Annotated in this window: 26 protein-coding genes, 1 other RNA gene and 1 other annotated feature; of the genes, 17 read left to right on the plus strand and 10 right to left on the minus strand. The window is 59.8% G+C overall.

What is annotated here, in order from left to right:
- Positions 1 to 46: 46 nt before the first annotated feature.
- A complete protein-coding gene (locus WFM45_RS00975; RefSeq protein ID WP_015376856.1) occupies positions 47 to 361 on the minus strand; it encodes an MGMT family protein in 315 nt (104 codons plus the stop codon).
- Between the two features lie 156 nt (positions 362 to 517).
- Between WFM45_RS00975 and ffs the strand changes: the two genes are divergently transcribed.
- Positions 518 to 614: signal recognition particle sRNA small type (gene ffs, locus WFM45_RS00980), an RNA gene on the plus strand.
- A 330-nt stretch (positions 615 to 944) separates the two neighbouring features.
- Here ffs and WFM45_RS00985 read toward each other — a convergent pair.
- From WFM45_RS00985 to WFM45_RS00995, 3 genes are all read right to left on the minus strand, one after another.
- Positions 945 to 1,148 carry an HHA domain-containing protein gene (locus WFM45_RS00985; protein ID WP_004940313.1) on the minus strand — a complete coding sequence of 68 codons (204 nt, stop codon included), beginning with the start codon at positions 1,146 to 1,148 and terminating at the stop codon, positions 945 to 947.
- A 49-nt stretch (positions 1,149 to 1,197) separates the two neighbouring features.
- Positions 1,198 to 1,566 (minus strand): Hha toxicity modulator TomB, encoded by a 369-nt coding sequence (gene tomB, locus WFM45_RS00990; protein ID WP_004940312.1) that lies wholly within the window; start codon positions 1,564 to 1,566, stop codon positions 1,198 to 1,200.
- Positions 1,567 to 1,724: 158 nt separating this feature from the next.
- On the minus strand, positions 1,725 to 2,078 hold the full coding sequence (locus WFM45_RS00995) for a hypothetical protein (RefSeq protein ID WP_336954126.1): 354 nt from the start codon (positions 2,076 to 2,078) through the stop codon (positions 1,725 to 1,727).
- 404 nt (positions 2,079 to 2,482) lie between these two features.
- Between WFM45_RS00995 and WFM45_RS01000 the strand changes: the two genes are divergently transcribed.
- From WFM45_RS01000 to WFM45_RS01010, 3 genes are read left to right on the plus strand one after another with little or no spacing between them, the layout of a single operon-like run.
- Positions 2,483 to 3,196 (plus strand): metal ABC transporter ATP-binding protein, encoded by a 714-nt coding sequence (locus WFM45_RS01000; protein WP_033634146.1) that lies wholly within the window; start codon positions 2,483 to 2,485, stop codon positions 3,194 to 3,196.
- Complete coding sequence (locus WFM45_RS01005; protein ID WP_033633988.1) at positions 3,193 to 4,050, plus strand: metal ABC transporter permease; 858 nt, start codon at positions 3,193 to 3,195, stop codon at positions 4,048 to 4,050. The genes WFM45_RS01000 and WFM45_RS01005 overlap by 4 nt, the downstream gene beginning before the upstream one ends.
- A 24-nt stretch (positions 4,051 to 4,074) precedes the next feature.
- Entirely contained in the window at positions 4,075 to 4,953 is an 879-nt protein-coding gene (locus WFM45_RS01010; RefSeq protein WP_021504668.1) for a metal ABC transporter substrate-binding protein, read from the plus strand.
- Positions 4,954 to 5,060: 107 nt separating this feature from the next.
- Here WFM45_RS01010 and ykgO read toward each other — a convergent pair whose 3' ends face one another.
- The 4 genes from ykgO to sdeX form a co-directional block, all read right to left on the minus strand.
- Positions 5,061 to 5,201 carry a type B 50S ribosomal protein L36 gene (gene ykgO, locus WFM45_RS01015; RefSeq protein WP_004940304.1) on the minus strand — a complete coding sequence of 47 codons (141 nt, stop codon included), beginning with the start codon at positions 5,199 to 5,201 and terminating at the stop codon, positions 5,061 to 5,063.
- A 12-nt stretch (positions 5,202 to 5,213) separates the two neighbouring features.
- Positions 5,214 to 5,468, minus strand: coding sequence for a type B 50S ribosomal protein L31 (locus tag WFM45_RS01020; protein ID WP_004940303.1), 255 nt, complete (start codon positions 5,466 to 5,468; stop codon positions 5,214 to 5,216).
- Between the two features lie 185 nt (positions 5,469 to 5,653).
- Positions 5,654 to 8,800 carry a multidrug efflux RND transporter permease subunit SdeY gene (gene sdeY / locus WFM45_RS01025; RefSeq protein ID WP_033633987.1) on the minus strand — a complete coding sequence of 1,049 codons (3,147 nt, stop codon included), beginning with the start codon at positions 8,798 to 8,800 and terminating at the stop codon, positions 5,654 to 5,656.
- Between the two features lie 17 nt (positions 8,801 to 8,817).
- Complete coding sequence (gene sdeX / locus WFM45_RS01030) at positions 8,818 to 10,005, minus strand: multidrug efflux RND transporter periplasmic adaptor subunit SdeX (RefSeq protein ID WP_004940290.1); 1,188 nt, start codon at positions 10,003 to 10,005, stop codon at positions 8,818 to 8,820.
- Between the two features lie 142 nt (positions 10,006 to 10,147).
- On the opposite strand from sdeX, the gene acrR reads away from it, so the two are divergent.
- The 3 genes from acrR (at position 10,148) to mscK (ending at position 14,692) form a co-directional block, all read left to right on the plus strand.
- Positions 10,148 to 10,831 (plus strand): multidrug efflux transporter transcriptional repressor AcrR, encoded by a 684-nt coding sequence (gene acrR / locus WFM45_RS01035; RefSeq protein ID WP_048322347.1) that lies wholly within the window; start codon positions 10,148 to 10,150, stop codon positions 10,829 to 10,831.
- A gap of 11 nt (positions 10,832 to 10,842) precedes the next feature.
- Entirely contained in the window at positions 10,843 to 11,196 is a 354-nt protein-coding gene (locus tag WFM45_RS01040; RefSeq protein ID WP_004940282.1) for a DsrE/DsrF/TusD sulfur relay family protein, read from the plus strand.
- Positions 11,197 to 11,296: 100 nt separating this feature from the next.
- Positions 11,297 to 14,692: a mechanosensitive channel MscK gene (gene mscK, locus WFM45_RS01045; protein ID WP_336954133.1), complete on the plus strand. Its 3,396-nt coding sequence runs from the start codon at positions 11,297 to 11,299 to the stop codon at positions 14,690 to 14,692.
- Between the two features lie 31 nt (positions 14,693 to 14,723).
- On the opposite strand, the gene rsmS is transcribed toward mscK, so the two are convergent.
- Together rsmS and priC are read right to left on the minus strand one after the other, a co-directional pair.
- The gene (rsmS, locus tag WFM45_RS01050) at positions 14,724 to 14,903 is read right to left on the minus strand and encodes a pleiotropic regulatory protein RsmS (RefSeq protein ID WP_004940278.1); all 180 of its coding nucleotides are present in this window, start codon (positions 14,901 to 14,903) and stop codon (positions 14,724 to 14,726) included.
- A 105-nt stretch (positions 14,904 to 15,008) separates the two neighbouring features.
- Positions 15,009 to 15,545, minus strand: a complete 537-nt coding sequence (gene priC, locus WFM45_RS01055; RefSeq protein WP_004940276.1) for a primosomal replication protein PriC — start codon at positions 15,543 to 15,545, stop codon at positions 15,009 to 15,011.
- A 134-nt stretch (positions 15,546 to 15,679) separates the two neighbouring features.
- On the opposite strand from priC, the gene WFM45_RS01060 reads away from it, so the two are divergent.
- The 10 genes from WFM45_RS01060 to WFM45_RS01105 all read left to right on the plus strand — a co-directional run bounded on the left by WFM45_RS01060 (position 15,680) and on the right by WFM45_RS01105 (position 26,496).
- Positions 15,680 to 16,060, plus strand: a complete 381-nt coding sequence (locus WFM45_RS01060; protein WP_004940275.1) for a DUF454 family protein — start codon at positions 15,680 to 15,682, stop codon at positions 16,058 to 16,060.
- Positions 16,061 to 16,213: 153 nt separating this feature from the next.
- Positions 16,214 to 16,765: an adenine phosphoribosyltransferase gene (gene apt, locus WFM45_RS01065; RefSeq protein WP_015376864.1), complete on the plus strand. Its 552-nt coding sequence runs from the start codon at positions 16,214 to 16,216 to the stop codon at positions 16,763 to 16,765.
- Positions 16,766 to 16,857: 92 nt separating this feature from the next.
- Positions 16,858 to 18,816, plus strand: a complete 1,959-nt coding sequence (gene dnaX / locus WFM45_RS01070; protein WP_336954137.1) for a DNA polymerase III subunit gamma/tau — start codon at positions 16,858 to 16,860, stop codon at positions 18,814 to 18,816.
- Positions 18,149 to 18,213 (plus strand) — a sequence feature (DnaX frameshifting element). (Overlaps the previous gene by 65 nt.)
- 41 nt (positions 18,817 to 18,857) lie before the next feature.
- A complete protein-coding gene (locus WFM45_RS01075) occupies positions 18,858 to 19,187 on the plus strand; it encodes a YbaB/EbfC family nucleoid-associated protein (protein ID WP_004940264.1) in 330 nt (109 codons plus the stop codon).
- Positions 19,187 to 19,792 (plus strand): recombination mediator RecR, encoded by a 606-nt coding sequence (recR, locus tag WFM45_RS01080; protein ID WP_004940263.1) that lies wholly within the window; start codon positions 19,187 to 19,189, stop codon positions 19,790 to 19,792. Before WFM45_RS01075 ends, recR begins: the two co-directional genes overlap by 1 nt.
- A gap of 143 nt (positions 19,793 to 19,935) precedes the next feature.
- Positions 19,936 to 21,792 carry a molecular chaperone HtpG gene (gene htpG, locus WFM45_RS01085; protein ID WP_336954140.1) on the plus strand — a complete coding sequence of 619 codons (1,857 nt, stop codon included), beginning with the start codon at positions 19,936 to 19,938 and terminating at the stop codon, positions 21,790 to 21,792.
- 202 nt (positions 21,793 to 21,994) lie between these two features.
- Complete coding sequence (gene adk, locus WFM45_RS01090; RefSeq protein ID WP_004940261.1) at positions 21,995 to 22,639, plus strand: adenylate kinase; 645 nt, start codon at positions 21,995 to 21,997, stop codon at positions 22,637 to 22,639.
- Between the two features lie 165 nt (positions 22,640 to 22,804).
- Complete coding sequence (locus tag WFM45_RS01095) at positions 22,805 to 23,938, plus strand: sugar diacid recognition domain-containing protein (protein ID WP_033633984.1); 1,134 nt, start codon at positions 22,805 to 22,807, stop codon at positions 23,936 to 23,938.
- A 119-nt stretch (positions 23,939 to 24,057) separates the two neighbouring features.
- Entirely contained in the window at positions 24,058 to 25,323 is a 1,266-nt protein-coding gene (locus tag WFM45_RS01100) for a GntP family permease (protein ID WP_015376868.1), read from the plus strand.
- 9 nt (positions 25,324 to 25,332) lie between these two features.
- Positions 25,333 to 26,496: a glycerate kinase gene (locus WFM45_RS01105; RefSeq protein ID WP_336954143.1), complete on the plus strand. Its 1,164-nt coding sequence runs from the start codon at positions 25,333 to 25,335 to the stop codon at positions 26,494 to 26,496.
- The last annotated feature ends 74 nt before the right edge of the window (positions 26,497 to 26,570 follow it).

The following is a 26,570-nucleotide window of genomic DNA, read 5'->3' on the forward strand; positions in this document are numbered from 1 at the left end:
AGATGAAATCAACAGCCTTTGCGCTTCGGCCAAAGGCTGTTTTGTTTTACCAGCGCCAGCCGTAGCGTTCGAAATCGACCGTGCTGTGCGGGCCGAAAATTATCCCCTCCGCTAGCAGTGCCTGCCGTTGCCGTTGAAAATCCTCCCCCTGCTGCGAGATCTGTCCGTGGCGGTTGATCACCCGGTGCCAGGGCAGCGTGCTGCCTTCCGGCAAACGCCGCAGCACGCCGCCAACCTGACGCGCGGCGCGCGGCGAGCCGGCCAGCCGGGCGACTTCACCGTAAGTGGTGACTTTGCCGTAAGGAATGGCGGCCACGATATGGAAAACCCGCTGGCTGAAAGAGGCGTCTTCTGGTTGCATATTGCTGTTCCTGCGCGAGTCAAAACCCAGGCGAAGAGTGTGCCACAATGCAGGTGGGCAAGAAAACAGCGGTTGGCCCCGGTTGGCTTGCTATTTGGTGGGGCATCGCCGATAATGCCCACCGCTTCGGAGTACAGAAGCCGTCAATGGGGGCCCTGTTGGTTCTCCCGCAACACTAACTTGTGAACTCGGTCAGGTCCGGAAGGAAGCAGCCGCAGCAGGTGACGTGTGTGCCGGGATGTAGCTGGCAGGGTCCCCACCCATTTGGGCTTCGCCAATCCGCGCTTTTGCCACCTCTCCTCCACGTATCTATTATCCATTTCTGTCATCAGGCAGAGCGACACGCATTTCTTTTCTTCCCGCCTTCAATTCTTTTGGATAATGAATTAGCGGTTCTGGGGAGCGGGCACAGTGAGGCGGGCGATGAGATAACCTGTCTCGATTAAAAAAGAAAATTGTTTCCGCGCAATATTATTATCGGAAGAGGGAACGCAAGTGAAGTTTTACTGTCAATAGGAAAAGTACGTATTCAACTTGAACATTGAAGCCGATAAAAGCATCGGCTCAACGCGTTGGGGGCTGATTATCTGACATATTTCCAAACGGAGGTGGGGATTTTGTCATACAGTTTGTTCATGGTGAGCTCTGCCAGACGATGATCTGCCGCTGAGTAAAACAGCTCCAGTTCATCATCGGAAAGCTCGTACTTATTTTTCTCAATAACACGTTCGAGAGTATCAATCGTGGTGCATTTACGTAAACGCATCAGATAGTCGGTTTTAGTCATGGTGGCCTTTAGTTTAATAACCGTAAAATAGCTTGGGAATAATTATCCCCTAAGTTTTCATTGTCGTACAGATGTCCTCTCCTGAGAACATTCTGAATAATCTCGCCTTGGTTTTTTGCCAGCGGCGCAGGTCGGAATCATTGATACCATAGCTGCTGAACAGCGTATAGGTATCGTCGAGATATTCTTCGACTAACTCCGACAGGTCAGATTCGTCCATGTATTTAATTTTATAACTCATCACAAACGAAGCGATATGTTCGATCAACTCATTAAGCTGCAGGTTGACGGAGGACGTCGGATCGTTGACCCACCCATGATGACTGTCTCCCAGGGTAGCGATACCTTCATCATACAAATTTTCGCACAAGAATTTGAGCTGAGCAATGTCGTGTCGCTTAGGCGAATACTCATCCATATCATCCCCTCCGTAAGTCTTAATTGCGGTGTGATAACACTATGTGAGTAAGCTGATTTACATCATGAACGGAGGCAGCTTAACGGTGGTTAAATAAACTTCCCGTAAAATGAATATAAATCATTTTTTCGCGTTTGGCCTGTAGTTATTACTTAAACTTACAATTCATCCGCAGTTGATGGGCGTGAGTTATCAATGATGTCGAAGATTAAACCCCGCGCCGTCACTCGAAACCGGACGCTGTCGTTGATGATATCTTCGCTGTTGATATCCAGGCAGGCATTAAAAATGCCCCACTTATAACGATAACTCATTGAATAATCGCTGTCACCTTGCTGCACTATATCAAGTGTTTCTAATGAATCTTCGGCATAGCGTGCGCTTTCAGAATAAAAGCTGAGTCCGCTGGTCAGCGCCGGCACTAACTCCGCAATATTGTCATGAACCACTTTCTTTAATTTTTTAACAGAAAGTGCGTTGACGTCCAGGTTACAGGCAAGGGTAACAAGCATTAATCTCGGCCAACAACAATGTTATCTGCTTATCTTACTCCTTTTCCGCCCTCGTCGGTAAATTTTTCGATTTACCGCTGTTCTTTACCTTACGCCAACATTCCAACCGAATGGAAATATCCCTGGGTTTTGTAAGGAGGACGGGGGGAGATCCGCTGTGCTAGGGATTGTTACGTTCCGTTGCATTATTGTCGCGCCCTAGCTTGAGCTACGGCAGTTGTTGTGATGTTATATTGTAACTATTAACCCGTCATTTTGGTCATCACATTGATTCCCACTTCACGACATGGCGCCGCGCCGTCACTGAATTCGTTGTTTACCACCTCCGCTGCCGCGCGTTGTGCGGGGGCCATTGTGCTGCTGGCTCTGCTGTGGCTCGGCATCTTTTGGGCGGTATCGCTGCCATGATCATGCTGCGTCAGCTGGTGCTAGGCTATGGCGCCACGCCGCTTTTCCCGCCGCTGAGCGGGCAGTTTACCGCCGGTTCGTTAACCGCGGTGGTGGGCGTCAATGGGGCCGGAAAATCGACATTGCTGAAAGCGCTCGCCGGTTTGTTACCGCCGATGGGCGGCAGCCTGAATTTCAGCGGCGGAAAGCCGCCGCGCAGAGCTTACTTACCGCAGCAGGCGGAGCTGGATCGGCAGTTCCCGATCGCGGTAAGCGATCTGGTGGCGATGGGCTGTTGGCCGCAAAGCGGCATGCTCGGCGGTATGAACAAGCATGCGGCGAGCCAGGTTAATGAGGCGCTGGCGAGCGTCGGCATGAGTGCGCTGGCGCACAGCCCGGTGGGCGAGCTCTCCGGCGGCCAGCTGCAGCGGGTGTTGTTTGCACGCCTGCTGGTCCAACAGGCGCCGCTGATTTTGCTGGATGAACCTTTCACCGGTATCGACAGCGCCACCACGCAGATCCTGCTGCAGGCGATCGCGCAACTGCACCGGCAGGGGAAAACGGTGATCGCCGTGCTGCACGATATGTCGATGGTCGCCGAGCATTTTCCGCAGGCGCTGTTGCTGACGCCGCAGGCTTGCCACTGGGGCGCGGCCGAGCAAGTGCTGGAACAGGTGCCGAGGTATCACGCCGCCGACCGGCTGCCGGATCTGCGGGCGGTGACGCCATGATGCTATTGCATGGGCTTATCGATCCTTTTCTCTCTTTCGGTTTTATGCGCCGCGCGCTGATGGCCTGCCTGGCGTTGTCGCTCAGCGCAGCCCCGCTGGGCGTGTTTCTGTTGCTGCGCCGCATGAGCTTGGTTGGGGATGCGTTGTCCCACGCGGTGTTGCCCGGCGCGGCGATCGGTTATCTGATTTCCGGCATGTCGCTGGTGGCGATGGGCGTAGGCGGCTTTATCGCCGGGCTGGCGGTGGCGATGCTGTCCGGCCTGGTGAGCCGCCGCACGCCGCTGAAAGAGGACGCCAGCTTCGCCGGATTCTATCTGGGCTCACTGGCGCTGGGGGTCACGCTGGTCTCGTTGCGCGGTTCCAGCGTGGATCTGCTGCACGTGTTGTTCGGTTCGATCCTGGCGGTGGATGCGCAGGCGATGCTGATGGTCGGTGCGATCGCCTCGGTTTCGCTGCTGGCGCTGGCGGCGCTGTACCGCGCGCTGGTTATCGAATCCTTCGACGTCACTTTCCTGCGCGTTAACGCGCCGCGCCGGTTGGCGCTGATCCACGGCCTGTTTTTGTCGCTGGTGGTGGTCAATCTGGTGGCGGGATTCCAGATCCTCGGCACCCTGATGTCGGTTGGGTTAATGATGTTGCCCGCCGCCAGCGCGCGCTTCTGGGCGCGCAATCTGCCGCAGACGCTGGCGACGGCGATGGGCATCGGCGCGCTTTCCAGTCTGATTGGGCTGGTGTGGTCCTATCACGCTTCGCTGCCTGCCGGCCCGGCGATCGTGCTCAGCGCCAGCATCCTCTTTTTTGTCTCGATCCTGTTTGGAACGCGCGGAGGCATTTACGCCTTTGCGCGCCGTTGAGAGTGCCATTTGCAAGGAGAAAATATGAAACGTTTACCTATATCGCTGGCGGTAGCTGCTCTGCTGGCCAGCCCATTGGCGATGGCGAAGACTGTCGACGCCGTCGCCAGCTTTTCCATTCTCGGAGATATCGTCAAGCAGGTGGGCGGCGATCACGTCAAGGTCAGCACGCTGGTGGGGCCGGATGGCGATCCGCACAGTTTCGAGCCTTCACCGCAGGACGGCAAGAAGCTGGCTCAGGCTGATGTGGTATTCGTCAGCGGCCTGGGGCTGGAAGGGTGGATCGATCGCCTGGTCAATGCTTCGGGTTATAAAGGGCAGGTGATCACCGCTTCACAGGGCATCAACACCCGCCAGATGGAAGAGGATGGCAAACCGATTACCGATCCTCACGCCTGGAACAGCATGAAAAACGGCGTGCAGTACGCCACCAACGTGATGAACGCCCTGATCGCCGCCGATCCTGAGGATGCCAACTATTTTCGCCAGCGCGGCGCCGACTACATTCAGCAGCTGCAAAAGCTGGATCTGTGGGCCAAAACCCAGTTCGCCGCAGTGCCGCCGCAGAAACGTAAGGTGCTGACCAGCCATGATGCTTTTGGCTACTTTGGACAAGAGTATGGCGTCACCTTCCTTGCCCCGGTCGGATTTTCCACCGAAGCGGAAGCCAGCGCCAGCGACGTGGCGAGCCTGATTAAGCAGATTAAACAGGAGAAGGTTAACGCTTACTTTATCGAAAACCAGACCGATCCGCGGCTGGTGAAGCAGATTGCCGCCGCCACCGGCGCCAAGGCGGGCGGCGAGCTGTACCCTGAAGCGCTCTCCCGCGCTGGCGGCCCGGCGGCCACCTATGAGCAGGCGTTCAAACACAATGTCGACACGTTGCTGAGCAGCATGAAGTAATCTCTGCCCCCCGCCCGCGGGTGGGGGGCAGCTTGCAGGCACTTTCTCGCCATAAAAAAAGCCCCGTTGAGCAGCAACGGGGCTTTGCGACAGATGACACTTGGGAGTTAACGCTTTTTCTTACGTCCCTGTACCGCTTTGAATCGCGGATTGCTTTTACAGATCACATAGATGCGGCCACGACGACGCACGACTTTGCAATCCGGATGGCGATTTTTCGCCGAACGCAATGAACTCAATACCTGCATGGGGTTTCCTTGTTACTTATTGCCGATAAAGCGGCCAAAGCGCTGCTGGAAGCGCGCCGTGCTGCCTTCTTTGGAATAGTCTTTCTGCTTACCGGTGTAATACGGATGCGAAGCGGAAGAGACGTCGAGGGTGACATACGGCCAGCTTTCGCCGTCCAGTTCGATAGTGCGATCGGTTTTGATGGTCGATCCCACTTTGAAGTAGGCATTGGCGCTGACGTCGTGGAACACCACGGTGCGATAATCGGGATGGATGCCGGGTTTCATAATGGCCTTCTCATGTAATGTTATACTATAACAATAATTATGCGCCGACCTGGCATCATGATCAAGCGTAAATTGCACTCACGAGCGAATTAATGAGAACGGTTTGCATTAACCTGCTGAAGCAAAAGAAAAAGGCCGCATGCGCGGCCTTTCGATTATCGGGTGGAGCTCACATCACTGAGCGATCAGTGGTGCTCTACCGGATGGCTGTGTTCCAGGTCTTCGTTCTTCTTGCTGAAGCGGCGGCGAACCACCACGAAGAACACCGGTACGAAGAAGATCGCCAAGACGGTAGCGGTGATCATCCCGCCCATAACGCCGGTACCAACCGCGTTCTGTGCGCCGGAGCCCGCACCGCTGCTGATAACCAGCGGCAGAACCCCGAGGATGAAGGCCAGGGACGTCATCAGGATTGGACGCAGACGCATACGCACTGCTTCCAATGTCGCCTCGATCAGGCCTTTGCCTTCTTTTTCCATCAGGTCTTTGGCGAATTCCACGATCAGGATGGCGTTCTTCGCCGATAGACCAATGGTGGTCAGCAGCCCTACCTGGAAGTACACGTCGTTGTTCATGCCGCGCATTGTCGCGGCCAACAACGCACCGATAACCCCCAGCGGCAATACCAGCATGACCGAGAACGGCACGGACCAGCTTTCATACAGCGCTGCCAGACACAGGAACACCACCAGAATCGAGATAGCGTACAGCGCCGGCGCCTGGTTGCCCGACAGACGTTCCTGATAGGACATGCCGGTCCAGTCGTAACCGATGCCGCTTGGCAGTTTGGACGCCAGCTGTTCCATCAGGTTCATCGCTTCACCGGTACTCTTGCCCGGTGCGGCCTGGCCCAGAATTTCCATCGACGGCAAGCCGTTATAGCGTTCCAGACGCGGTGAGCCGTATTCCCATTTCGCCGAGGAGAAGGCGGAGAATGGCACCATCTGGCCGCTGGTACCGCGCACGTACCACTTGTTGATGTCTTCCGGCAGCATGCGGAACGGCGCTTCGGCCTGTACGTACACCTTCTTCACACGACCGCGGTCGATGAAGTCGTTGACGTACGAGCCACCCAGCGCGGTGCTCAGCGTGCTGTTAATGGTGGTGATGCTGACACCCAACGCCTTGGCTTTCTCCTGATCGACGATCAGTTTGAACTGCGGGGTATCTTCCAGGCCGTTCGGGCGCACGCCCACCAGCACATCCGGATGCTGAGCAACCATGCCCAACAGCTGGTTACGCGCTTCGGTCAGTTTTTCGTGCCCCAGGCCGCCCTGGTCAATCAGCTCGAAGTCGAAGCCGGTTGCGGTACCGAGTTCGATAATCGCCGGCAGGTTGAACGGGAACACCAGGCCTTCTTTAATCTGTGAGAAGGCGCCCATGGCGCGACCGGCGATCGCTTCGACCTTGTTCCCGGCCCCCGGACGCTCGCCCCAGTCTTTCAGGCTGACGAATGCCAAGCCGTTGTTCTGGCCGTTACCGTTGAAGCCGAAGCCCGCGACGGTAAACACCGAAACCACGTTGTCCTTTTCCTTGTTCAGGAAGTAGTCAGAGACTTCTTCCAGCACTTTGTTGGTGCGGGACTCGGTGGCGCCGGCAGGCAACTGCACCATGGTCAACAGGATGCCCTGATCTTCGTCCGGCAGGAACGAGGAAGGCAGGCGCAGGAACAGCAGGCCCATGCCAACCACGATCAGCAGGTAGATGATCAGATAGCGGCCGGTGCTGCGCAGGATGTTGCCCACGCTGTCGGTATAGTGATGCGTGCTCTTCTCGAACATGCGGTTAAACCAGCCGAAGAAGCCTGTTTTAACCCCGTGATCGCCTTTCGGGATCGGTTTGAGCAGGGTGGCGCACAGCGCCGGCGTCAGGATCAAGGCCACCAGCACCGACAGCGCCATCGCGGACACGATGGTGATCGAGAACTGGCGATAGATGGCGCCGGTTGAGCCGCCAAAGAACGCCATCGGCACGAATACCGCTGACAGCACCATGGCGATGCCCACCAGCGCGCCCTGGATCTGGCCCATCGATTTACGGGTGGCTTCTTTCGGCGGCAGCCCCTCTTCGGACATGACGCGCTCGACGTTTTCCACCACCACGATGGCGTCATCCACCAGCAGGCCGATCGCCAACACCATGCCGAACATCGTCAGGGTGTTTATCGAGAAGCCGAACGCCGCGAGTATCGCAAAGGTCCCCAACAGTACTACCGGCACCGCGATGGTTGGGATCAGCGTCGCGCGGAAGTTCTGCAGGAACAGATACATCACCAGGAACACCAGGATGATGGCTTCGATCAGCGTTTTCACCACTTCGTTGATGGAGATTTTAACGAACGGGGTGGTGTCGTACGGATAAACCACTTTCATCCCTTGCGGGAAGAATGGCTCCATCTTGGCCAGCTCGTCTTTCACACCTTTGGCGGTGTTCAAGGCGTTGGCGCCGGTTGCCAGTTTGATACCCAGGCCGGCGGCAGGCTTGCCGTTATAACGCGCGGTAACGGCATAGCTTTCCGCGCCGCGCTCGATGTGAGCGACGTCGCGCAGGCGCACCTGGGAACCGTCGGTATTCACCTTCAGCAGGATCTTGCCGAACTCTTCCGGCGAAGTCAGACGGGTCTGCGCGATGATCGAGGCGTTCAACTGCTGCCCCGGCACCGGCGGCAGGCCGCCCAGCTGGCCAGCGGCGATCTGGTTGTTCTGCTCGGTGATGGCGGAGGTCACGTCCGTGGTCGTCAGCTGGTAGTTGTTCAGCTTGTTCGGATCCAGCCAGATACGCATCGCGTACTGGGCACCGAACAGCTGCACCTCACCCACGCCGGACGAACGGCTGATCGGATCCTTGATGTTGGACGCCACGTAGTCCGCAATATCGTCCTGCGTCATGTTCGGATCGTCGGAAACGAAGCCGGCCACCATCAGGAAGCTGCTGCTGGATTTTTCTACTTTCAGGCCCTGTTGCTGAACTTCTTGCGGCAGCAACGGGGTGGCCAACGACAGTTTGTTCTGAACCTGAACCTGCGCGATGTCAGGATCGGTACCGGATTCAAACGTCAGAGTAATGGTGACGCTACCAGAGGAATCACTGGTGGAGGACATGTACATCAGGTTATCGATACCGTTCATGTTCTGTTCGATAATCTGCGTGACGGTATCCTGCACCGTTTTGGCATCTGCGCCCGGGTAGGTGGCGGAAATACTCACCGCCGGCGGTGCAATAGTGGGATACTGCGCGATCGGCAGTTTCATTATTGCAAGCACCCCCGCCAACATGACGATGATGGCGATTACCCAGGCGAAAATTGGGCGGTCTATAAAGAACTTAGCCATGTATTACAGGCTCCTTTTTATGACTTCTGCGCTTCAGACTGCGGCTGTTTTTGCGCCTGAGTGTCAACTTCCTGCACCTTTACCTGCGCGCCCGGATGCACTTTCATCAGGCCGGAGACGATCACGCGATCGCCGGCTTTCAGGCCATCGGTAACCAGCCATTTGTCGCCAATCGCCTGATCCGCCTTCAGCGTGCGCAGCTCAACTTTATCGTCTGCACCGACCACTAACGCCGTCGCTTCACCACGCGGATTGCGGGTGACGCCTTGCTGCGGCACCAGCAGCGCATCGCTGCGCACGCCTTCATCCAGACGGGCGCGCACGAACATGCCAGGCAACAGCGTATCGTTCGGGTTAGGGAACAGGGCGCGAATGGTAATGGAGCCGGTGGTCTCATCGACGGTGACGTCAGAGAATTCCAGCGTGCCTTCCTGCGCATATTCGGTGCCGTTTTCCAGCATCAGTTTCACCTTGGCCTTGCCGTTTTCCTGCTTCAGCGCGCCGCTGGCCAGTTCTTGCTTCAGGCGCAGGAAGTCGGTGCTCGACTGGGTGACGTCGACATACATCGGATCCAACTGCTGCACGGTGGACAGGGCGGTCGCCTGGCCGTTGCTGACCAGCGCGCCTTCGGTCACGGCGGATTTGCCGATGCGGCCGGAGATCGGGGAGGTCACTTTGGTGTACGCCAGATTAATGCGCGCGGTTTCGACGGCGGCCTTGGCGGCCACCACGGCGGCATCCGCTTGCTGCAGCGTGGAGACGGCGTTGTCGTAGTCCTGCTTACTGATATAGCTGGTACCCAGCAATGGCTTGTAGCGGTTTACCGTCACGCGTGCGATGGAAGCGCTGGCCTGTGCTTTGGCCAAATCGCCTTTCGCGCTGTCGTAGCTGGCTTGATAGGTTGCGGGATCGATTTGGTACAGAGACGTCCCGGCCTTGATATCGCTGCCTTCGACGAAGTTGCGCTTCAGGATGATGCCACTGACCTGAGGACGAACTTCGGCGATACGATACGCAGCGGTGCGGCCAGGAAGATCGGTAGTGATGTTGAGAGGCTCGGCCTTCAAGGTGACTACGCCCACTTCAGGTGCCTGTTGTTGGGCACCTTGCTGTTGGGTTTCTTTATCGTTACATCCTGTTAGCACTAAGCTGCCTGAAAGCATCAGAACGGCCGCCAGAGGCGTTAACCCTCTGTTTTTGTTCATAGAAAAACCTCAAGTGTCCGATTTCAAAATGATCAATGGATCACAAGCTTTAAAACCCATTGCTGCGTTAATTATATGTGCGTGCTATGGTACATACATTCGCGAATGTATGTAAATCACACTCCCCCTAAATAACAATGCCATGGCACGAAAAACCAAACAGCAGGCGCAAGAAACCCGACAGCAAATCCTCGATGCTGCGGTGAGAGAGTTCTCTGAACGTGGCGTTGCTGCAACGTCACTGACAGATATTGCCACCGCTGCTGGGGTTACGCGTGGAGCCATTTACTGGCACTTCAAGAATAAGGTAGACCTGTTTAATGAAGTTTGGGAATCTACCGAGCCGAAAATTGACCAGCTCGAAACAGAGTATCAGGCAAAGTTTCCCGATAATCCACTGCGGGTTATCCGGGAAATTCTGATTTACATTCTGACGTCTACGGTTGAAGACGGCCGCAGGCGGGCGTTGATGGAAATTATATTCCACAAATGCGAGTTTGTCGGTGAAATGATGCCGCTGCTGGATTCGCGCAAGGTGCTGTACCTCGCCGGTTACGAACGCATCGAAGCGGTGCTGTACAACTGCATTCACCACGGGCAATTGCCGGCCGATCTGCACACTCGTCGCGCGGCGATCATCCTGCGCGGTTATATCACCGGCCTGCTGGAAAACTGGCTGTTTATGCCGGAAAGTTTCGATCTGCGGGCTGAAGCCGAAGCGCTGGTGGATGCGTTTTTGGAGATGCTGCAGTTTTGCCCCACCTTGCGCCTCAGATCCGATATGCCGACGGCAGCACCGTCCAACGCCGGCTCCCTGCCTTTATAAGGAGAGATTTCATGTCATCAGTCGTTCTCATCGCCAACGGCGCCGCCTATGGCCACGAATCCTTGTTCAATGCGCTGCGGTTGGCCATCGCCATGAAAGAGCAGCAGAGCAGTCTCGATCTGCGGCTGTTTCTGATGTCCGATGCGGTGGTGGCCGGGCTGGCCGGGCAGCAGCCGCACGAGGGGTACCACCTGCAGCAGATGCTGGAAATCCTCACCGCGCAGCAGGTGCCGGTCAAGCTGTGCAAGACCTGCGCCGACGCGCGCGGCGTCAGCCGTTTGCCGCTGGCGGACGGCGTGGCGATCGGCACCTTGGTCGAGCTGGCGCAGTGGACGCTGGCTGCGGAGAAAGTGCTGACTTTCTGATTTCGCGACAATGGGACATCACCGGCAACGCTTTTGTTGTTCGTTGCCTGCCGGCTGTCGTGATAATCTTCAGGCTTCTTAACCGATCCGAAGCTAAATCATGCATCGCTGGTTGACTCTGCCTTCTCTGGCGCCGCTCTCGTTTGTCGGCGCATGTCGGCGGCGCATCGCCGCCGCGACACGCCTTTTTTTCCTTATTTGCGCGTTCATCTTTCCGGCGCAGGCGGCGCTGAACGGCGATCTGCCGCAGCGCAGCGACGTGCAAAGCCAGCTGGAAACGCTGAACAAGCAAAAAGCCCTGACGCCGGTCGAAAAGCTGTCCCAACAGGATTTGACCCGCACGCTGGAGCTGCTGGACGCCCTCGAGCGCAACCGGCAAGACGTCGCGCAGCTTAAACAGCAGGTGCAGCAGGCGCCGGCGAAGCTCAATCAGGTCACTGCCGAACTGGATGCGCTGAAGCAGCCGGTGGACAATGCGGCGGCGCGCGCTGCGCTGTTGCCGCTGTCGCTGCGCCAACTGGAAAGCCGGCTGTATCAAACGCTCGACGAGCTGCAAAGCGCGCAGGAGAGCCTCTCCACCTACAACAGCCAACTGGTGTCGCTGCAAACCCAGCCCGAGCGGGTACAAAGCACCATGTACGCCGCCTCGCAGCGCCTGCAGGAGATCCGCAGTCAGCTCAGCGGCCAGACGCCGGGGCAAGATTCGCTGCGCAACAGCCAGCAGGTGATGCTGACCACCGAGCAGGCGTTGCTCAACGCACAGCTTGAGCTGCAGCGCAAAAGTCTGGAAGCCAATACCACGCTGCAGGATCTGCTGCAAAAGCAGCGCGACTACACCACGGCGCATATCGACGCGCTGGATAAGTCAGTGCAGCTGCTGCAGGAGATCGTCAACAGCAAGCGGTTGACGCTGTCTGAAAAGACCGCCAAAGAGGCGCAGAACCCGGAAGACGCCACCGATATCCAGCACGATCAGCTGGTCAGCAAGCAGCTGGACGTCAACCGCCAGCTGAGCCAGCGGCTGATTGCCGCCACCGAAGAGAGCAACACCCTGTTCCAGCAGAATATTCGGGTCAAAAACTGGCTCGATCGCGGGCTGCAGGCGGAGCGTAACCTGAAAGAGCAGATCCAGGTGCTGAAGGGCAGCCTGGTGCTGTCGCGCATCCTGTATCAGCAGCAGCAGAGCCTGCCGCAGGGCACGCTGTTGGCGGATATGGACACGCGCATCGCCGATTTGCGGCTGGAGCAGTTCGATATCAATCAGCAACGCGACGATCTGTTCAAGGGGGAGGATTACATCAACCAGCTGGTGGCCGAAAGCAAGGAAAAGGCCGGCCCGGAAGTGATCGACGCGTTGAACGAGATCGTCGACATGCGCCGCGAGCTGTTGGATCAGCTGAACAAACAGCTCAGCAACCAGCTGTCGCTGTCGATCAACCTGCAGATCAATCAGCAGCAGCTGACCAGCGTCTACGGTTCGTTGCAGGATACGCTGACCCAGCAGATCTTCTGGGTCAACAGCAACAAGCCGGTCGATCTGGCGTGGCTGAAGGCGATGCCAGAGGCGGTGCGCGATCAGCTCGCCGGGCTCGATATCAAATTCGACGGCGGCAAGCTATTGCAGGGCGGGTTGAATGCGCTGGTGTTCCTGATCCCGATGCTGTTGGCGATCGGGGTATTGCGCTGGCGCTACCGGCTAATCGACGGCCATTTACAAAAGCTGGCCAACGATGTGGGGCAACTGAAGCGCGACGGCCAATTGCATACGCCGAAGGCCATCGCGCTGACCTTGCTGAAGGTATTGCCCGGCGCCGCGCTGCTGCTTGGCGTCGGTTTCTGGATGTATCGCGCCGATTTCGGCATCAGCGACTTTATCTGGGCATTGTCGCAGCAGCTGGCGCTGTCGTGGCTGGTGTTCGGCTTCAGCTATCGGATGCTGAAACCGGGCGGCATTGCCGAGCGGCATTTCAACTTCGGCGCCAATCTGTGCGCGCATTACCGCCGGCAGACGCTGCGGCTGGGATTGGCGCTGCAGCCGCTGATCTTCTGGTCGGTATTGGGCGAAAAAGCGCCGCTGCGCCTGGTGGAAGACGTTATCGGCCAGATCGTGGTGATGCTGACGCTGGCGCTGCTCGCGGTGCTGGTGTTCCCGCTGTGTCGCGACAGCTGGCGCGAAAAGGGCTCGCACGCCGTGCGGCTGATGGTAGTTACAGCCATAGCCGCCACGCCGCTGATCCTGCTGGGGCTGATGTTCGCCGGTTACTTCTATACCACGCTGCGACTGGCCAGCCGCTGGATAGACAGCCTGTATCTGTTTTTCCTGTGGAATATCGTGTACCTGACCGCGCTGCGTGGTCTGAGTGTGGCGGCGCGGCGTCTGGCCTACCGGCGCGCGTTGGCGCGGCGGCAAAACGTGGCGAAAGAGGGGGCCGAAGGCGGTGAACCGGTGGTGGAAGAGCCGCCGCTGGCGCTCGATCAGATCAACCAGCAGTCGCTGCGCCTGACCACCCTGGTGCTGTTCGCCATCTTCGCCAGCGCCTTCTATGCCATTTGGTCGGATCTGGTGACGGTCATCGCTTATCTGGACAGCATCACGCTGTGGCATTACACCAGCACCGTGGCGGGCAGCAGCGTGGCGCAGGCGGTGACGCTGGGCAACATGATGGTGGCGATCGCCGCAGTGATCGTCGCCTACGTGCTCACCCGCAACTTGCCTGGTCTGCTGGAGGTGGTGGTGCTGTCGCGGCTGCAGCTGCGGCAGGGGGCGTCCTATGCCATCACCACCGTGCTCACTTACCTGATTACCGCCGTGGGCGCCGTGGTTGCGCTGGGATCGCTCGGCGTCTCCTGGGACAAACTGCAATGGCTGGCCGCCGGTCTGACGGTCGGGCTGGGCTTCGGGTTGCAGGAGATCTTCGCCAACTTCGTCTCCGGCCTGATCATTCTGTTCGAACGCCCGATCCGCATCGGCGATACCATCACCATCGGCACCTTCTCCGGTTCGGTCAGCAAGATCCGCATTCGCGCCACCACCATTACCGACTTCGATCGCAAAGAGGTGATCATTCCGAACAAGGCGTTCGTCACCGAGCGGCTGATCAACTGGTCGCTGTCCGACACCATCACTCGCGTGCTGATCAAGGTCGGCGTGGCCTACGGCTCCGATCTCGACAAGGTGAAAAAGGTGTTGCTGCAGGCGGCGCACGACAACCCGCGGGTGATGACCGATCCCGAACCGCAGGTGTTCTTCCTCAACTTCGGCGCCAGCACGCTGGATCACGAACTGCGGCTCTATGTGCGCGAACTGCGCGATCGCAGCTACACGGTGGATGAACTGAACCGCTCAATCGACCGCCTGTGCCGGGAAAACGACATCGACATCGCTTTCAACCAGCTGGAGGTTTATCTGCATAACCAGCAGGGCAACGAAGTGCAGGAAGTGAAAAGAACGCTGTCGCCGGATGATGGCGGCCAGACGGCGGTGGATAAGCAATGAGAGGCGAAAGGGACAGCGGCGCTGTCCCTGGTTACTGTCCGGCGGGCAGATAGGGCGAGGTGACGCCGGCGCGCTGCAGCTTTTCCTGATAATCCCGTTTGACGATATCCAGCGCCGCCAGTGCGGTGACCGGATCGATCTCGTTGCACTCCAGCAGGTAAATCAAGTCTACCGCCAGCTGCAGTTCGGGTGAGGCGTTTTCCAGAGACATAGCACCTGCGCTTATTAATTAATGGGATGATAACTCGCATACCGGCAGAGTATAGTGAACCCGGCGCGCAACCGGGAATAATCATTAAAATATTGTGATAAATCTTCAAAAACCGTTTTCTTTGCGCTCGATATTGCGCTCGATGCGCGCCAACGCCTGACGACAGCGCATCAGCCGCCCCTCCAGCGCCGCCAGCTCGTGCTGCAGTTTTTGCTGCGCCGCCAGCGTGGTTTGGCGGCCGAGCAGGCTTTCCCGATCCTGAATCATGGCGATCAGCCGGCGTTCGTAGTCCTGATGTTCGGCCAGCTTGTGGTACAGATCGGCCTCGGGGGCTTCTTTCGGCTGGTTCTTGCGCCGCAGCGCCTGGGTCGCCAGCTCGCGCTGCAGGGCGGCGATCTGAGCCACCAGTTTTTCGGCCAGAAAGGCCACCTGGCTGGTGCGGTTGTCGTTGGCGGCGCTTTGCAGCTGGGCGAAATTCTTCTCCACCTCGGCCAGGTAGTCGCGCAGCCGCGTGCCGCGATTGGCGAACAGGGCGGCGTCGAAGCGCGCCTGCGGGATCGGAACGTCGCCGCGCGGGGTCACTTCGGCCGCCAGCGCCGCGATCTGCTGTGCCAACACCTGTAATAGACGCTGAGTGCTCACATAAGCTCCCTCTTGATTTCAACAGGCGTAAGCTTGCCCGCGATGCTGTTGTGAAACAAGCGCCGCATGCATATTCCGCCGGCGCGGCGCCGATGCTACAGTAGGCCGCAACCGATTGAGGAGCGAAGAGCCGCATGACGCGTGGGTTATTGATCATTTTGGGCTGGTTGGCGGTGGTGCTGGCGACGTTGGGCGTGGTGCTGCCGCTGCTGCCGACCACGCCGTTCCTGCTATTGGCCGCCTGGTGCTTCGCCCGCTCTTCGCCGCGCTTTCATCACTGGCTGCTGCACCGTTCCTGGTTCGGCCCTTACCTGCGCCACTGGCAGCAGCATCGCGCGCTGCCGCCGGGGGCGAAGTGGAAGGCGGTGCTGGTGATCGTGCTGACCTTCGCCTGTTCGCTGTGGCTGGTGAAAATCTGGTGGGTGCGCGGGTTGTTGCTGCTGATGCTGGCCATTTTGCTGACCTTTATGCTGCGTCTGCCGGTTATTGACCTGCCGCAACAAAAACAGCGCTGATTGTGCGCCGCTGGTTGCATTTGTCCGCCAGTTTGCATAGATTTGGGCGTTTTCGTGCGCGGATCGCCTGCCATTTCTTCTCCGGTGTGTTTCTCCCGGGGGCGGCGGGTGAGCGGCGCGCCGGTTTTCAGGCAGTTTTATCAGGCAACAATTATGACCGCTACTGCGCAGCAGCTTCAGTTTATTAAAGACAGTATCAAAACCATCCCGGATTATCCGAAGCCGGGCATCCTGTTCCGCGACGTGACCAGCCTGCTGGAAAATCCGTTGGCCTATGCCGCCAGCATCGAGCTGCTGGTTGAGCGCTATCGCGAAGCGGGCGTGACCAAGGTGGTGGGTACCGAAGCGCGTGGTTTCCTGTTCGGCGCGCCCGTCGCGCTGGCATTGGGCGTCGGTTTCGTGCCGGTGCGCAAACCGGGCAAACTGCCGCGCGCCACGCTCAGCGAAAGCTATGAGCTGGAGTACGGCACCGACAAGCTGGAGATCCACACCGATGCCATCACCGCGGGTGACAAAGTGCTGGTGGTGGACGATCTGCTGGCGACCGGCGGCACCATCGAAGCGACCACCAAACTGATCCGCCGCCTGGGCGGTGAAGTGAACGATGCCGCGTTCATCATCAACCTGCCGGATCTGGGCGGGGAAGCGCGTCTGAACAAGCTGGGCATCGATTGCTACTGCCTGGTGGATTTCGCCGGTCATTGATGCGGCATCGCCCCTCGGGCACAACGGCCTCGCGGATCGCCGCGGGGCTGTGTTAGCATGACCCTCCAGATTCCTCGACTTCTCCGGTATTAATGAGCTATCAGGTTCTCGCCCGTAAGTGGCGCCCTCAAACGTTCGCAGACGTGGTCGGCCAGGAACATGTCCTGACCGCGCTGGCCAACGGCCTCTCACTGGGGCGGATCCATCACGCCTATCTGTTCTCGGGCACGCGCGGCGTGGGAAAAACCACCATCGCCCGCTTGCTGGCCAAAGGCCTGAACTGTGAAACCGGCATCACCGCCACGCCATGTGGCCAATGCGACAACTGCCGCGAGATCGAGCAGGGGCGCTTTGTCGATCTGATCGAGATCGACGCCGCTTCCCGAACCAAGGTGGAAGATACCCGCGATCTGCTGGACAACGTCCAGTACGCGCCGGCGCGCGGCCGCTTCAAGGTCTACCTGATCGACGAAGTGCACATGCTCTCGCGCCACAGCTTCAACGCGTTGCTGAAGACGCTGGAAGAGCCGCCGCCGCACGTCAAATTCCTGTTAGCCACCACCGATCCGCAAAAGCTGCCGGTGACCATTCTCTCGCGCTGTCTGCAGTTCCACCTCAAAGCGCTGGACGTCGATCAGATCCGTCAGCAGCTGGAAACGGTGCTGACGGCGGAGCAGATCACCAGCGACGCCCGCGCGCTGCAGCTGCTGGCGCGCGCCGCCGATGGCAGCATGCGCGACGCGCTGAGCCTGACCGATCAGGCGATCGCCATGGGGCAGGGGCAGGTGACCGCCGCCACTGTCAGCCAGATGCTCGGCACGCTCGATGACGAGCAGCCGCTGGCGATCCTCGAAGCGCTGGTCAGCGCCGACGGTGAAAAGGTGATGGCGCAGGTCGCGCAGGCCGCTTCGCGCGGCGTGGACTGGGAAAACTTGCTGGTGGAGACGCTGGCGCTGCTGCATCGCATTGCGATGGTGCAGCTGTTGCCTTCGATGCTCGACAACCACTACGCCGCCGTGGAGCAACGGCTGCGCGAGTTGGCGCGCACCCTGCCGCCGGCCGATGTGCAACTTTACTACCAGACGCTGTTGGTGGGCCGAAAAGAGCTGGCCTATGCGCCGGATCGCCGCATGGGGGTTGAGATGACCCTACTGCGCGCGCTGGCGTTTCACCCGAAAGCGGTGATCCCGGAGCCGGTGGCGTTGGTGCAGACCGCGCCGGCGCCGATGGCGCAGCCGCAGCAGGCCGCATCGCCACAGCCGCCGCAGTTTCAGGACGCGCCGCCGCCGCTAGGGCAGCCGGCCGCGCCGCAGCGACAATCATCGACTCCTTTACCGGATGCCACCGCCCAGCTGTTGAAAGCGCGGTCCCAGCTGCAACGACAGCAGGGAGCATCCACACCAAAAAAGAATGAGCCGGCGGCGCCAGGAATAGCGCGGCCGGCAAACTCGGCGCTGGGGCGTTTGGCTTCGGTGACCGAGCGCAGCCAGCAGCGCCTGGCGGAGAAGAAGGTGCCGGAAAAACCGGCGAAACCGGAAGCCTATCGCTGGCGCGCGCAAACCGAGCCGGAAGCGGCGCCGGAACCGCTGGCGACGCCGAAAGCGCTGCGCACGGCGTTGGAACATGAGAAAACGCCGGAGCTGGCCGCCAAGCTGGTGGTGGAGTCGCTGGAGCGTGACGCCTGGGCGGCAGAAATCGATAAGCTGAAGATCCCGAAATTGGTGCAGCAGCTGGCGTTGAACGCCTTCAAGCAGCAGCCGGAGCCGGGCAAAATTAACCTCCATCTGCGGTCTTCGCAGCGCCATCTGAATTCGCCTTCGGCGCAGAAGACGCTGGCCGACGCGCTCGGTGAGCTGTACGGCGGCCCGATCGCGCTGACCGTGGTGGAGGACGATAATCCGGCGGAGCGTACCCCGCTGGAATGGCGACAAGCCATCTATGAGGAAAAGCTGGCGCAGGCGCGCCAGTCCATCGAAGCGGATACCAACATTCAGACGCTGCGCCGATTCTTCGACGCGGATCTGGATGAAGAGAGTATTCGCCCCCTTTAAACGCTGCGCGATGTGCGCGGCCCTAGCGACGAGAGACGACTATGTTTGGTAAAGGCGGTCTGGGCAACCTGATGAAGCAAGCCCAGCAAATGCAAGAAAAAATGCAGCAGATGCAGGAAGAAGTCGCCAAATTGGAAGTGACCGGCGAATCCGGCGCGGGCCTGGTGAAAGTCACCATCAATGGCGCGCACAACTGCCGCCGCGTGGAGATCGATCCTAGCCTGATGGAAGACGACAAAGAGATGCTGGAAGATCTGATCGCCGCGGCGTTTAACGACGCCGCGCGCCGCATCGAAGAGACCCAGAAAGAGAAAATGGCTTCCGTCTCCAGCGGCATGCAGTTGCCGCCTGGCTTCAAGATGCCGTTCTGATGCAAACCAGCCCGCTCCTTGAATCCCTGATGGAGGCGCTGCGCTGTTTGCCGGGCGTCGGCCCGAAATCGGCGCAGCGCATGGCGTTTCAACTGCTGCAGCGCGATCGCAGCGGCGGCATGCGCCTGGCGCAGGCGTTGACGCGCGCGATGTCGGAGATTGGCCACTGCGCCGACTGCCGCACCTTCACCGAACAGGACGTCTGCACCATCTGCGCCAATCCGCGCCGCCAGCAAAACGGCCAGATTTGCGTGGTGGAAAGCCCGGCGGATATCCACGCCATCGAGCAGACCGGCCAGTTCGCCGGGCGCTACTTTGTGCTGATGGGGCATCTGTCGCCGCTGGACGGCATCGGGCCGGGCGATATCGGTCTGGATCGCCTGGAGCAACGGCTGGAAAAGGAAAGCATCACCGAAGTGATCCTCGCCACCAACCCGACGGTGGAAGGGGAGGCGACCGCCAACTACATCGCCGAGATGTGCGGCCAGTATGGCGTGCTCGCCAGCCGCATCGCCCACGGCGTGCCGGTGGGCGGCGAGCTGGAGATGGTCGATGGCACCACGCTGTCGCATTCGCTGGCCGGGCGCCACGCCATCAAGTTCTGATGTTTTCCCGGATGGGGCCGCCCGGCCCCATTGTTTTTTGCCAAAAAAATCCCGCCGTCCGCTTGAAAAACAACACCCTGACCCTCATCTGATCCTCATTGTTCGATTTTGGTAGCCATTGTCTTTTGAGGTAATCAATGAGTATGAAAGGTCAAGAAACCCGCGGGTTCCAGTCTGAAGTAAAACAGCTGCTTCATTTGATGATCCATTCGCTGTACTCCAACAAAGAAATTTTCCTGCGCGAGCTGATTTCCAACGCCTCTGACGCCGCCGACAAGCTGCGCTTCCGCGCCCTGTCCGCGCCAGAGCTGTACGCCGGCGACGGCGAGCTGCGCGTACGTTTGTCCTTCGATAAAGAGCAGCGCACCCTGACCATCGCCGACAACGGCATCGGCATGCGCCGCGAAGAAGTGATTGAAAACCTTGGCACCATCGCCAAGTCAGGCACTAAAGCATTCCTGGAATCCATCGGTTCCGATCAGGCGAAAGACAGCCAACTGATCGGCCAGTTCGGCGTCGGTTTCTACTCGGCGTTCATCGTGGCGGACAAAGTGACCGTGCGCACCCGCGCCGCCGATGACGAAGGCGTGTTCTGGGAGTCCGCCGGCGAAGGCGACTACACCATCGCCGACATCACCAAAGAGACCCGCGGCACCGAAATCACCCTGCATCTGCGCGAAGGCGAAGATGAGTACCTCGACGCCTGGCGCCTGCGTTCGGTGATCGGCAAATATTCCGATCACATCGCCTTGCCGGTGGAGATCGAAAGCAAAAACGAAGAAGACGACACCGTCACCTGGGAGAAGATCAACAAGGCGCAGGCCCTGTGGACCCGCAGCAAGGCTGACGTGACCGACGAAGAGTACAAAGAGTTCTACAAACACATCGCCCACGACTTCACCGATCCGCTGAGCTGGAGCCACAACCGGGTTGAGGGCAAGCAGGAATACACCAGCCTGCTGTACATCCCGGCGCAGGCGCCGTGGGACATGTGGAACCGCGATCACAAGCACGGCCTGAAGCTGTACGTGCAGCGCGTGTTCATCATGGACGACGCCGAGCAGTTCATGCCGAACTATCTGCGCTTCGTGCGCGGCCTGATCGATTCCAACGATCTGCCGCTGAACGTATCGCGCGAGATCCTGCAAGACAGTCGTGTGACGCAAAACCTGCGCGGCGCGCTGACCAAGCGCGTGTTGCAGATGCTGGATAAGCTGGCCAAAGACGACGCCGAAGGCTACCAGAAATTCTGGCAGCAGTTCGGTCTGGTGCTGAAAGAGGGCCCGGCGGAAGACAACGGTAACCAGGAAGCGATCGCCAAACTGCTGCGCTTCGCCTCTACCCACGGTGACAGCTCGGCGCAGACCGTATCGCTGGAAGAGTACGTCGGCCGCATGGCGGAAGGGCAGGAGAAGATTTACTACATCACCGCCGACAGCTACGCCGCGGCCAAGAGCAGCCCGCACCTGGAGCTGTTCCGCAAGAAAGGCATCGAAGTGCTGCTGCTGTCCGATCGCATCGACGAGTGGATGATGAGCTACCTGACCGAGTTCGACGGCAAGCCGTTCCAATCGGTCAGCAAGGCGGATGAAGCGCTGGATAAACTGGCGGATGAAACCGAAGAGCAGAAGGCCGCCGAGAAGCAACTGGAACCGTTCATCGAACGCGTGAAAACCCTGCTGGGCGATCGCGTGAAGGATGTGCGCCTGACGCACCGCCTGACCGATACGCCGGCGATCGTGGTAACCGACGCCGACGAAATGAGCACCCAGATGGCCAAGCTGTTCGCCGCCGCCGGTCAGCAGGCGCCGGAAGTGAAGTACATTTTCGAGCTTAATCCGGAACATGCTCTGGTCAAACGCGCATCCGACGTGGGCGATAACGAACATTTCGCCGAATGGATCGACCTGTTATTGGATCAGGCGCTGCTGGCTGAACGCGGCACGCTGGAGGATCCGAACCTGTTCATCCGCCGCATGAACAAGTTGCTGTCCGCCTAAAGTTGAAGATATGCGCCCTTAACGGCACCGTTAGGGGCGCATTTTCGGTTTTTCCCCGCCTTTTCTCGCCTTTTGTTCGTCGGTTTTTTTGCACATTCCGCAATCGATTTCCTTCGCGCGCCTTGAGCCTGCCCCCCCTGAAATGGTATCGTTGAGCGTTTTCGCAATTTTATAAAAACTACATAGCAAGGGGATTTACGCAATGCGTATCATTCTGCTGGGCGCTCCGGGCGCTGGTAAAGGTACTCAGGCTCAATTCATCATGGAGAAATACGGCATTCCGCAAATCTCCACCGGTGATATGTTGCGCGCAGCCGTGAAGGCCGGCAGTGAACTGGGCAAGCAGGCGAAAGAGATCATGGACGCCGGCAAGCTGGTGACCGATGAGCTGGTGATCGCGCTGGTCAAAGAGCGCATCGCTCAGGAAGATTGCCGCAAGGGCTTCCTGCTGGACGGTTTCCCACGCACCATTCCGCAGGCTGACGCGATGAAAGAAGCCGGCATCAACGTGGACTTCGTGCTGGAGTTCGACGTGCCGGATGAGCTGATCGTTGACCGCATCGTTGGCCGCCGCGTGCACGCGCCGTCCGGCCGCGTATACCACGTGAAATTCAATCCGCCGCAGGTGGAAGGCAAAGACGACGTGACCGGCGAAGAGCTGACCACGCGCAAGGACGATCAGGAAGAGACCGTGCGCAAGCGTCTGGTGGAATACCATCAGATGACCGCGCCGCTGATCTCTTACTACAGCAAAGAAGCGGCAGCGGGCAACACCCAATACCGCAAAATCGACGGCACCCGCAAGGTGGCCGAAGTGAGCGCAGAGCTGGCGACCATCCTCGGTTGATCGCAAGCGCATCGTGCATGACGCCGGGCCCGTGGCCCGGCGTTTTTTTTGCCGTTTTGCCGTCAAATTGTGATCGCGGCGGCTTGTTGCAACCGTGCCCGTTAATCGCCCGCGCCAAATGGCGTATAACAAGCCTGCGTTTTCACCCTCAGCAGGGAGCCGGGCATGCTCAGACAAACCATTCTTCTGGCGGAAGCCACCGCGCGCCAGATCGTCCAGCGGGCGATGGGCATCATCAGCCATTCCGTCAACGTGATGGACAGCAACGGCGTGATCATCGCCTCCGGCAATCCGCAGCGTCTGTTTCAGCGCCATGAGGGCGCGGTGCTGGCGTTGGCGGAGAATCGGGTGGTAGAGATCGATCGCGCCACCGCCGAGCATCTGAAAGGGGTGCGGCCCGGCATCAACCTGCCGTTCAGCTTTCGTAACCAGCGAGTGGGGGTGATCGGCATTTCCGGCGAGCCGGCCGAGGTGCGCGCCTACGCCGAGCTGGTCAAGATGGCGGCGGAGATGATGGTGGAGCAGGCGGCGCTGCTGGATCAGCATCAGTGGGAAAAGCGCTACCGGGAAGAGCTGGCGAACCAGCTGCTGCAGCCGCAGCCGAACACGGCATCGCTGGAAGCGATGGCGGCGTATCTGGGATTGGACCTGCGCCAGGCGCGCATCGTGTGGATCGTCGAACTGCAAGAGGCGCAGCCGCACCTGCTGCGCGAGCTGTTGGCGGAGCTGGAGGCCACCCAGCGCGATGCGTTGATCGCCATTACCGGCTTCAATGAAATGACCCTGCTGCGCCCGGCCTGCATGGCGCAAGGTGAGTGGAGCCTGAAGCTGGAGCGCCAACAGGCGCAGCGTCTGCAAAACCAGCTTAAACACCGTTTTCGGGTGCGGCTGATCGTCGGCGGTTTCTACGACGATCCGCAAAGCGCCTACCGCTCCAGCCTGACGGCGCGCGCCACCCAGGCAATGGCGCAGCGCCTGAAACTGCGTCACGCCACGCTGTTCTACCACGACTATCCGTTGCCGTCGCTGCTGTGCGATCTGGGAGAGGACTGGCGCGCGCAAGAGCTGGGGCGCCCCTGGCGGAAGCTGGGCGAACAGGATGAAAAAGGCGTGCTGCGCGCCACGCTGCGCCACTATTTTTCGCAGAATTGTGATCAGACGCAGGCCGCCGCGCAGCTGCATATTCACGTCAATACCCTGCGCTATCGCCTGCAGCGCATCGAAGCCATAACCGGCATGAAAATCAATCAATTAACCGACTCTCTGCGGTTGTATATCGGCATGCTGATGCACGACTGAGTTGTGCCAACCCACAAATTCCGCGCCGTTCCCCCGGCGATTTTTTGTTGTTTTCCCTCAGGTCAACGCCGGGCGCGCGGGATATGTTGGCCTGCACATCAACCACGGAGAAAACAACAATGACAACCGTATCCACTCTGGGGGCGCTGGTGGCGTTAGCCGTCGCCATCGTCCTGATTCTACGCAAGGTGCCGCCGGCTTACGGCATGATCGCCGGCGCACTGGCGGGCGGGCTGTGCGGCGGCGCCGATCTGGTGCAGACCGTGACGCTGATGATCGGTGGGGCGCAGGGCATCACCAACGCCGTGATGCGCATTCTGGCGGCGGGGGTGCTGGCCGGGGTGCTGATCGAATCCGGCGCGGCGCACACCATCGCCGAAACTATCGTGCGCAAGGTGGGCGAAACCCGCGCGCTGCTGGCGCTGGCGGTAGCTACACTGATCCTGACGGCGGTGGGGGTGTTTATCGACGTGGCGGTGATCACCGTCGCGCCGATCGCCCTGTCGATCGCCCAGAAGGCCGGCATTTCACGCGCGGCGATCCTGCTGGCGATGATCGGCGGCGGCAAGGCCGGCAACGTGATGTCGCCCAACCCGAACACCATCGCGGCGGCGGACAATTTCCACGTGCCGCTCACCTCGGTGATGATGGCCGGCATCGTGCCGGGGCTGTGCGGCCTGGTGGTGGCCTATCTGCTGGCGCGCCGCCTGAGCGATAAAGGCAGCAAGGTGATGGCCGAAGAGCTGACTCAGCATGCCGAAGGGGCGCGGCCGGGCTTCGCGGCGGCGATCAGCGCGCCGCTGGTGGCGATCCTGCTGCTGTCGCTGCGGCCGATCGCCGGGATCGCCGTCGATCCGCTGATCGCGTTGCCGGCCGGCGGTTTGGCGGGCGCGCTGTTGATGGGGCGCATTCGCCAGTGCAATCAGTTCATGGTCTCCGGCCTGTCGCGCATGGCGCCGGTGGCGATCATGCTGCTCGGCACCGGCACATTGGCGGGCATTATCGCCAACTCGGCGCTGAAGGATGTCCTGATTAACGGTTTGACGCATACCGGGCTGCCGGCCTGGCTGCTGGCGCCGCTGTCCGGCGCGCTGATGTCGATGGCGACCGCGTCGACCACCGCCGGCACCGCCGTCGCCTCCGGGGTGTTCAGCTCCACGCTGCTGGAACTGGGGGTGAGCGGGCTGGCCGGCGCGGCGATGATCCACGCGGGCGCCACGGTGCTGGATCACCTGCCGCACGGCAGTTTCTTCCACGCCACCGGCGGCAGCGTCAATATGGCGGTGCACGAGCGGCTCAAGCTGTTGCCGTATGAAACGCTGGTGGGGTTCACCATTGCGGCAATCTCGGCGCTGATGTTTGGCGTATTTAACCTGGCGGGATAAGGAACAGTGATGAAAACGCTGAAAAAAGTGGTTATTGCTCCGGATTCTTTCAAAGAGAGCCTGAGCGCGCTCGGCGTCGCCGACGCCATCGAGCGGGGATTCCGTCAGATTTATCCGCAGGCGCACTACGTGAAGCTGCCGATGGCGGACGGCGGCGAAGGCACGGTGGAGTCGATGGTGGCGGCCACCGGCGGCGAAATCGTCCAGGTGACGGTCACCGGGCCGCTGGGGGAGCCGGTGCAGGGGTTCTATGGCCTGCTGGGCGATGGCGAAACCGCGGTGATTGAAATGGCCGCCGCTTCCGGGCTGCATCTGGCGCCGCCCGATCGGCGCGATCCGCGCATCACCACCAGTTACGGCACCGGCGAACTGATGTTGGCGGCGTTGGATCGCGGCGTGAAGGCGATCATTCTCGGCATCGGCGGCAGCGCCACCAACGACGGCGGCGCCGGGATGATGCAGGCGCTGGGCGTTAAACTGCTGGATAAGGATCGTCGCCCGCTGCCGGTGGGCGGCGCGGCGCTGGCGCAGCTGGCGCACCTCGATCTCGCCGGGCTGGATATGCGCTGGCAACGGGTGAGCGTGACCGCCGCCTGCGACGTCGATAACCCGCTGTGCGGCGAAAAGGGCGCGTCGGCGGTATTCGGGCCGCAGAAGGGGGCGACGCCGGAGATGGTGGCGCAGCTCGATGCGGCGCTGCATCACTACGGCGAGCTGCTGGAACGGGAAACCGGCCGTGCCGTGCTGGCCCAGCCAGGGGCGGGCGCGGCGGGCGGCATGGGGGCGGCGCTGCTCGGCATGCTCGACGCGCGCTTGCGGCCGGGCATCGAGATCGTTACTGAAACCCTGCGCCTGGATGAGGCGGTGCGCGATGCCGATTTGGTGATCACCGGAGAAGGGCGGCTGGACAGCCAGTCGATCCACGGCAAAACGCCGATCGGCGTGGCGCGGGTGGCCAAGCGCCACGGCGTGCCGGTGATCGCCATCGCCGGCAGCCTGACGCCGGATTACCAGGTGGTGCATCAACACGGCATCGATGCGGCGTTTTCGGTGCTCGACCGCATCGTGACGCTGGAAGAAGCGCTGGCGGACGCCGATCGCAATCTGCAGGTGACGGCGCGCAACGTGGCGGCGGTATGGCAGCTGGCGCAGGGAAGAAGCCCACAGGCATAGCCTGTTGCTGTTATCGGTTTCGATGCAGGACTTTTCCGTTACAATAGCCGGCATTAATGGCTGCTGACATCCCG

This window comes from Serratia sp. KG1D, from assembly GCF_037150675.1.
Taxonomy (GTDB): domain Bacteria; phylum Pseudomonadota; class Gammaproteobacteria; order Enterobacterales; family Enterobacteriaceae; genus Serratia; species Serratia nematodiphila.

What these genes read in the sequence shown, in the direction of transcription:
- WFM45_RS00975 (WP_015376856.1), bottom strand. Translation starts at nt 361, where the DNA reads ATGCAACCAGAAGACGCCTCTTTCAGCCAGCGGGTTTTCCATATCGTG.
- WFM45_RS00985 (WP_004940313.1), bottom strand. Translation starts at nt 1,148, where the DNA reads ATGACTAAAACCGACTATCTGATGCGTTTACGTAAATGCACCACGATT.
- tomB (WP_004940312.1), bottom strand. Translation starts at nt 1,566, where the DNA reads ATGGATGAGTATTCGCCTAAGCGACACGACATTGCTCAGCTCAAATTC.
- WFM45_RS00995 (WP_336954126.1), bottom strand. Translation starts at nt 2,078, where the DNA reads ATGCTTGTTACCCTTGCCTGTAACCTGGACGTCAACGCACTTTCTGTT.
- WFM45_RS01000 (WP_033634146.1), top strand. Translation starts at nt 2,483, where the DNA reads ATGATCATGCTGCGTCAGCTGGTGCTAGGCTATGGCGCCACGCCGCTT.
- WFM45_RS01005 (WP_033633988.1), top strand. Translation starts at nt 3,193, where the DNA reads ATGATGCTATTGCATGGGCTTATCGATCCTTTTCTCTCTTTCGGTTTT.
- WFM45_RS01010 (WP_021504668.1), top strand. Translation starts at nt 4,075, where the DNA reads ATGAAACGTTTACCTATATCGCTGGCGGTAGCTGCTCTGCTGGCCAGC.
- ykgO (WP_004940304.1), bottom strand. Translation starts at nt 5,201, where the DNA reads ATGCAGGTATTGAGTTCATTGCGTTCGGCGAAAAATCGCCATCCGGAT.
- WFM45_RS01020 (WP_004940303.1), bottom strand. Translation starts at nt 5,468, where the DNA reads ATGAAACCCGGCATCCATCCCGATTATCGCACCGTGGTGTTCCACGAC.
- sdeY (WP_033633987.1), bottom strand. Translation starts at nt 8,800, where the DNA reads ATGGCTAAGTTCTTTATAGACCGCCCAATTTTCGCCTGGGTAATCGCC.
- sdeX (WP_004940290.1), bottom strand. Translation starts at nt 10,005, where the DNA reads ATGAACAAAAACAGAGGGTTAACGCCTCTGGCGGCCGTTCTGATGCTT.
- acrR (WP_048322347.1), top strand. Translation starts at nt 10,148, where the DNA reads ATGGCACGAAAAACCAAACAGCAGGCGCAAGAAACCCGACAGCAAATC.
- WFM45_RS01040 (WP_004940282.1), top strand. Translation starts at nt 10,843, where the DNA reads ATGTCATCAGTCGTTCTCATCGCCAACGGCGCCGCCTATGGCCACGAA.
- mscK (WP_336954133.1), top strand. Translation starts at nt 11,297, where the DNA reads ATGCATCGCTGGTTGACTCTGCCTTCTCTGGCGCCGCTCTCGTTTGTC.
- rsmS (WP_004940278.1), bottom strand. Translation starts at nt 14,903, where the DNA reads ATGTCTCTGGAAAACGCCTCACCCGAACTGCAGCTGGCGGTAGACTTG.
- WFM45_RS01060 (WP_004940275.1), top strand. Translation starts at nt 15,680, where the DNA reads ATGACGCGTGGGTTATTGATCATTTTGGGCTGGTTGGCGGTGGTGCTG.
- apt (WP_015376864.1), top strand. Translation starts at nt 16,214, where the DNA reads ATGACCGCTACTGCGCAGCAGCTTCAGTTTATTAAAGACAGTATCAAA.
- dnaX (WP_336954137.1), top strand. Translation starts at nt 16,858, where the DNA reads ATGAGCTATCAGGTTCTCGCCCGTAAGTGGCGCCCTCAAACGTTCGCA.
- WFM45_RS01075 (WP_004940264.1), top strand. Translation starts at nt 18,858, where the DNA reads ATGTTTGGTAAAGGCGGTCTGGGCAACCTGATGAAGCAAGCCCAGCAA.
- recR (WP_004940263.1), top strand. Translation starts at nt 19,187, where the DNA reads ATGCAAACCAGCCCGCTCCTTGAATCCCTGATGGAGGCGCTGCGCTGT.
- htpG (WP_336954140.1), top strand. Translation starts at nt 19,936, where the DNA reads ATGAAAGGTCAAGAAACCCGCGGGTTCCAGTCTGAAGTAAAACAGCTG.
- adk (WP_004940261.1), top strand. Translation starts at nt 21,995, where the DNA reads ATGCGTATCATTCTGCTGGGCGCTCCGGGCGCTGGTAAAGGTACTCAG.
- WFM45_RS01095 (WP_033633984.1), top strand. Translation starts at nt 22,805, where the DNA reads ATGCTCAGACAAACCATTCTTCTGGCGGAAGCCACCGCGCGCCAGATC.
- WFM45_RS01100 (WP_015376868.1), top strand. Translation starts at nt 24,058, where the DNA reads ATGACAACCGTATCCACTCTGGGGGCGCTGGTGGCGTTAGCCGTCGCC.
- WFM45_RS01105 (WP_336954143.1), top strand. Translation starts at nt 25,333, where the DNA reads ATGAAAACGCTGAAAAAAGTGGTTATTGCTCCGGATTCTTTCAAAGAG.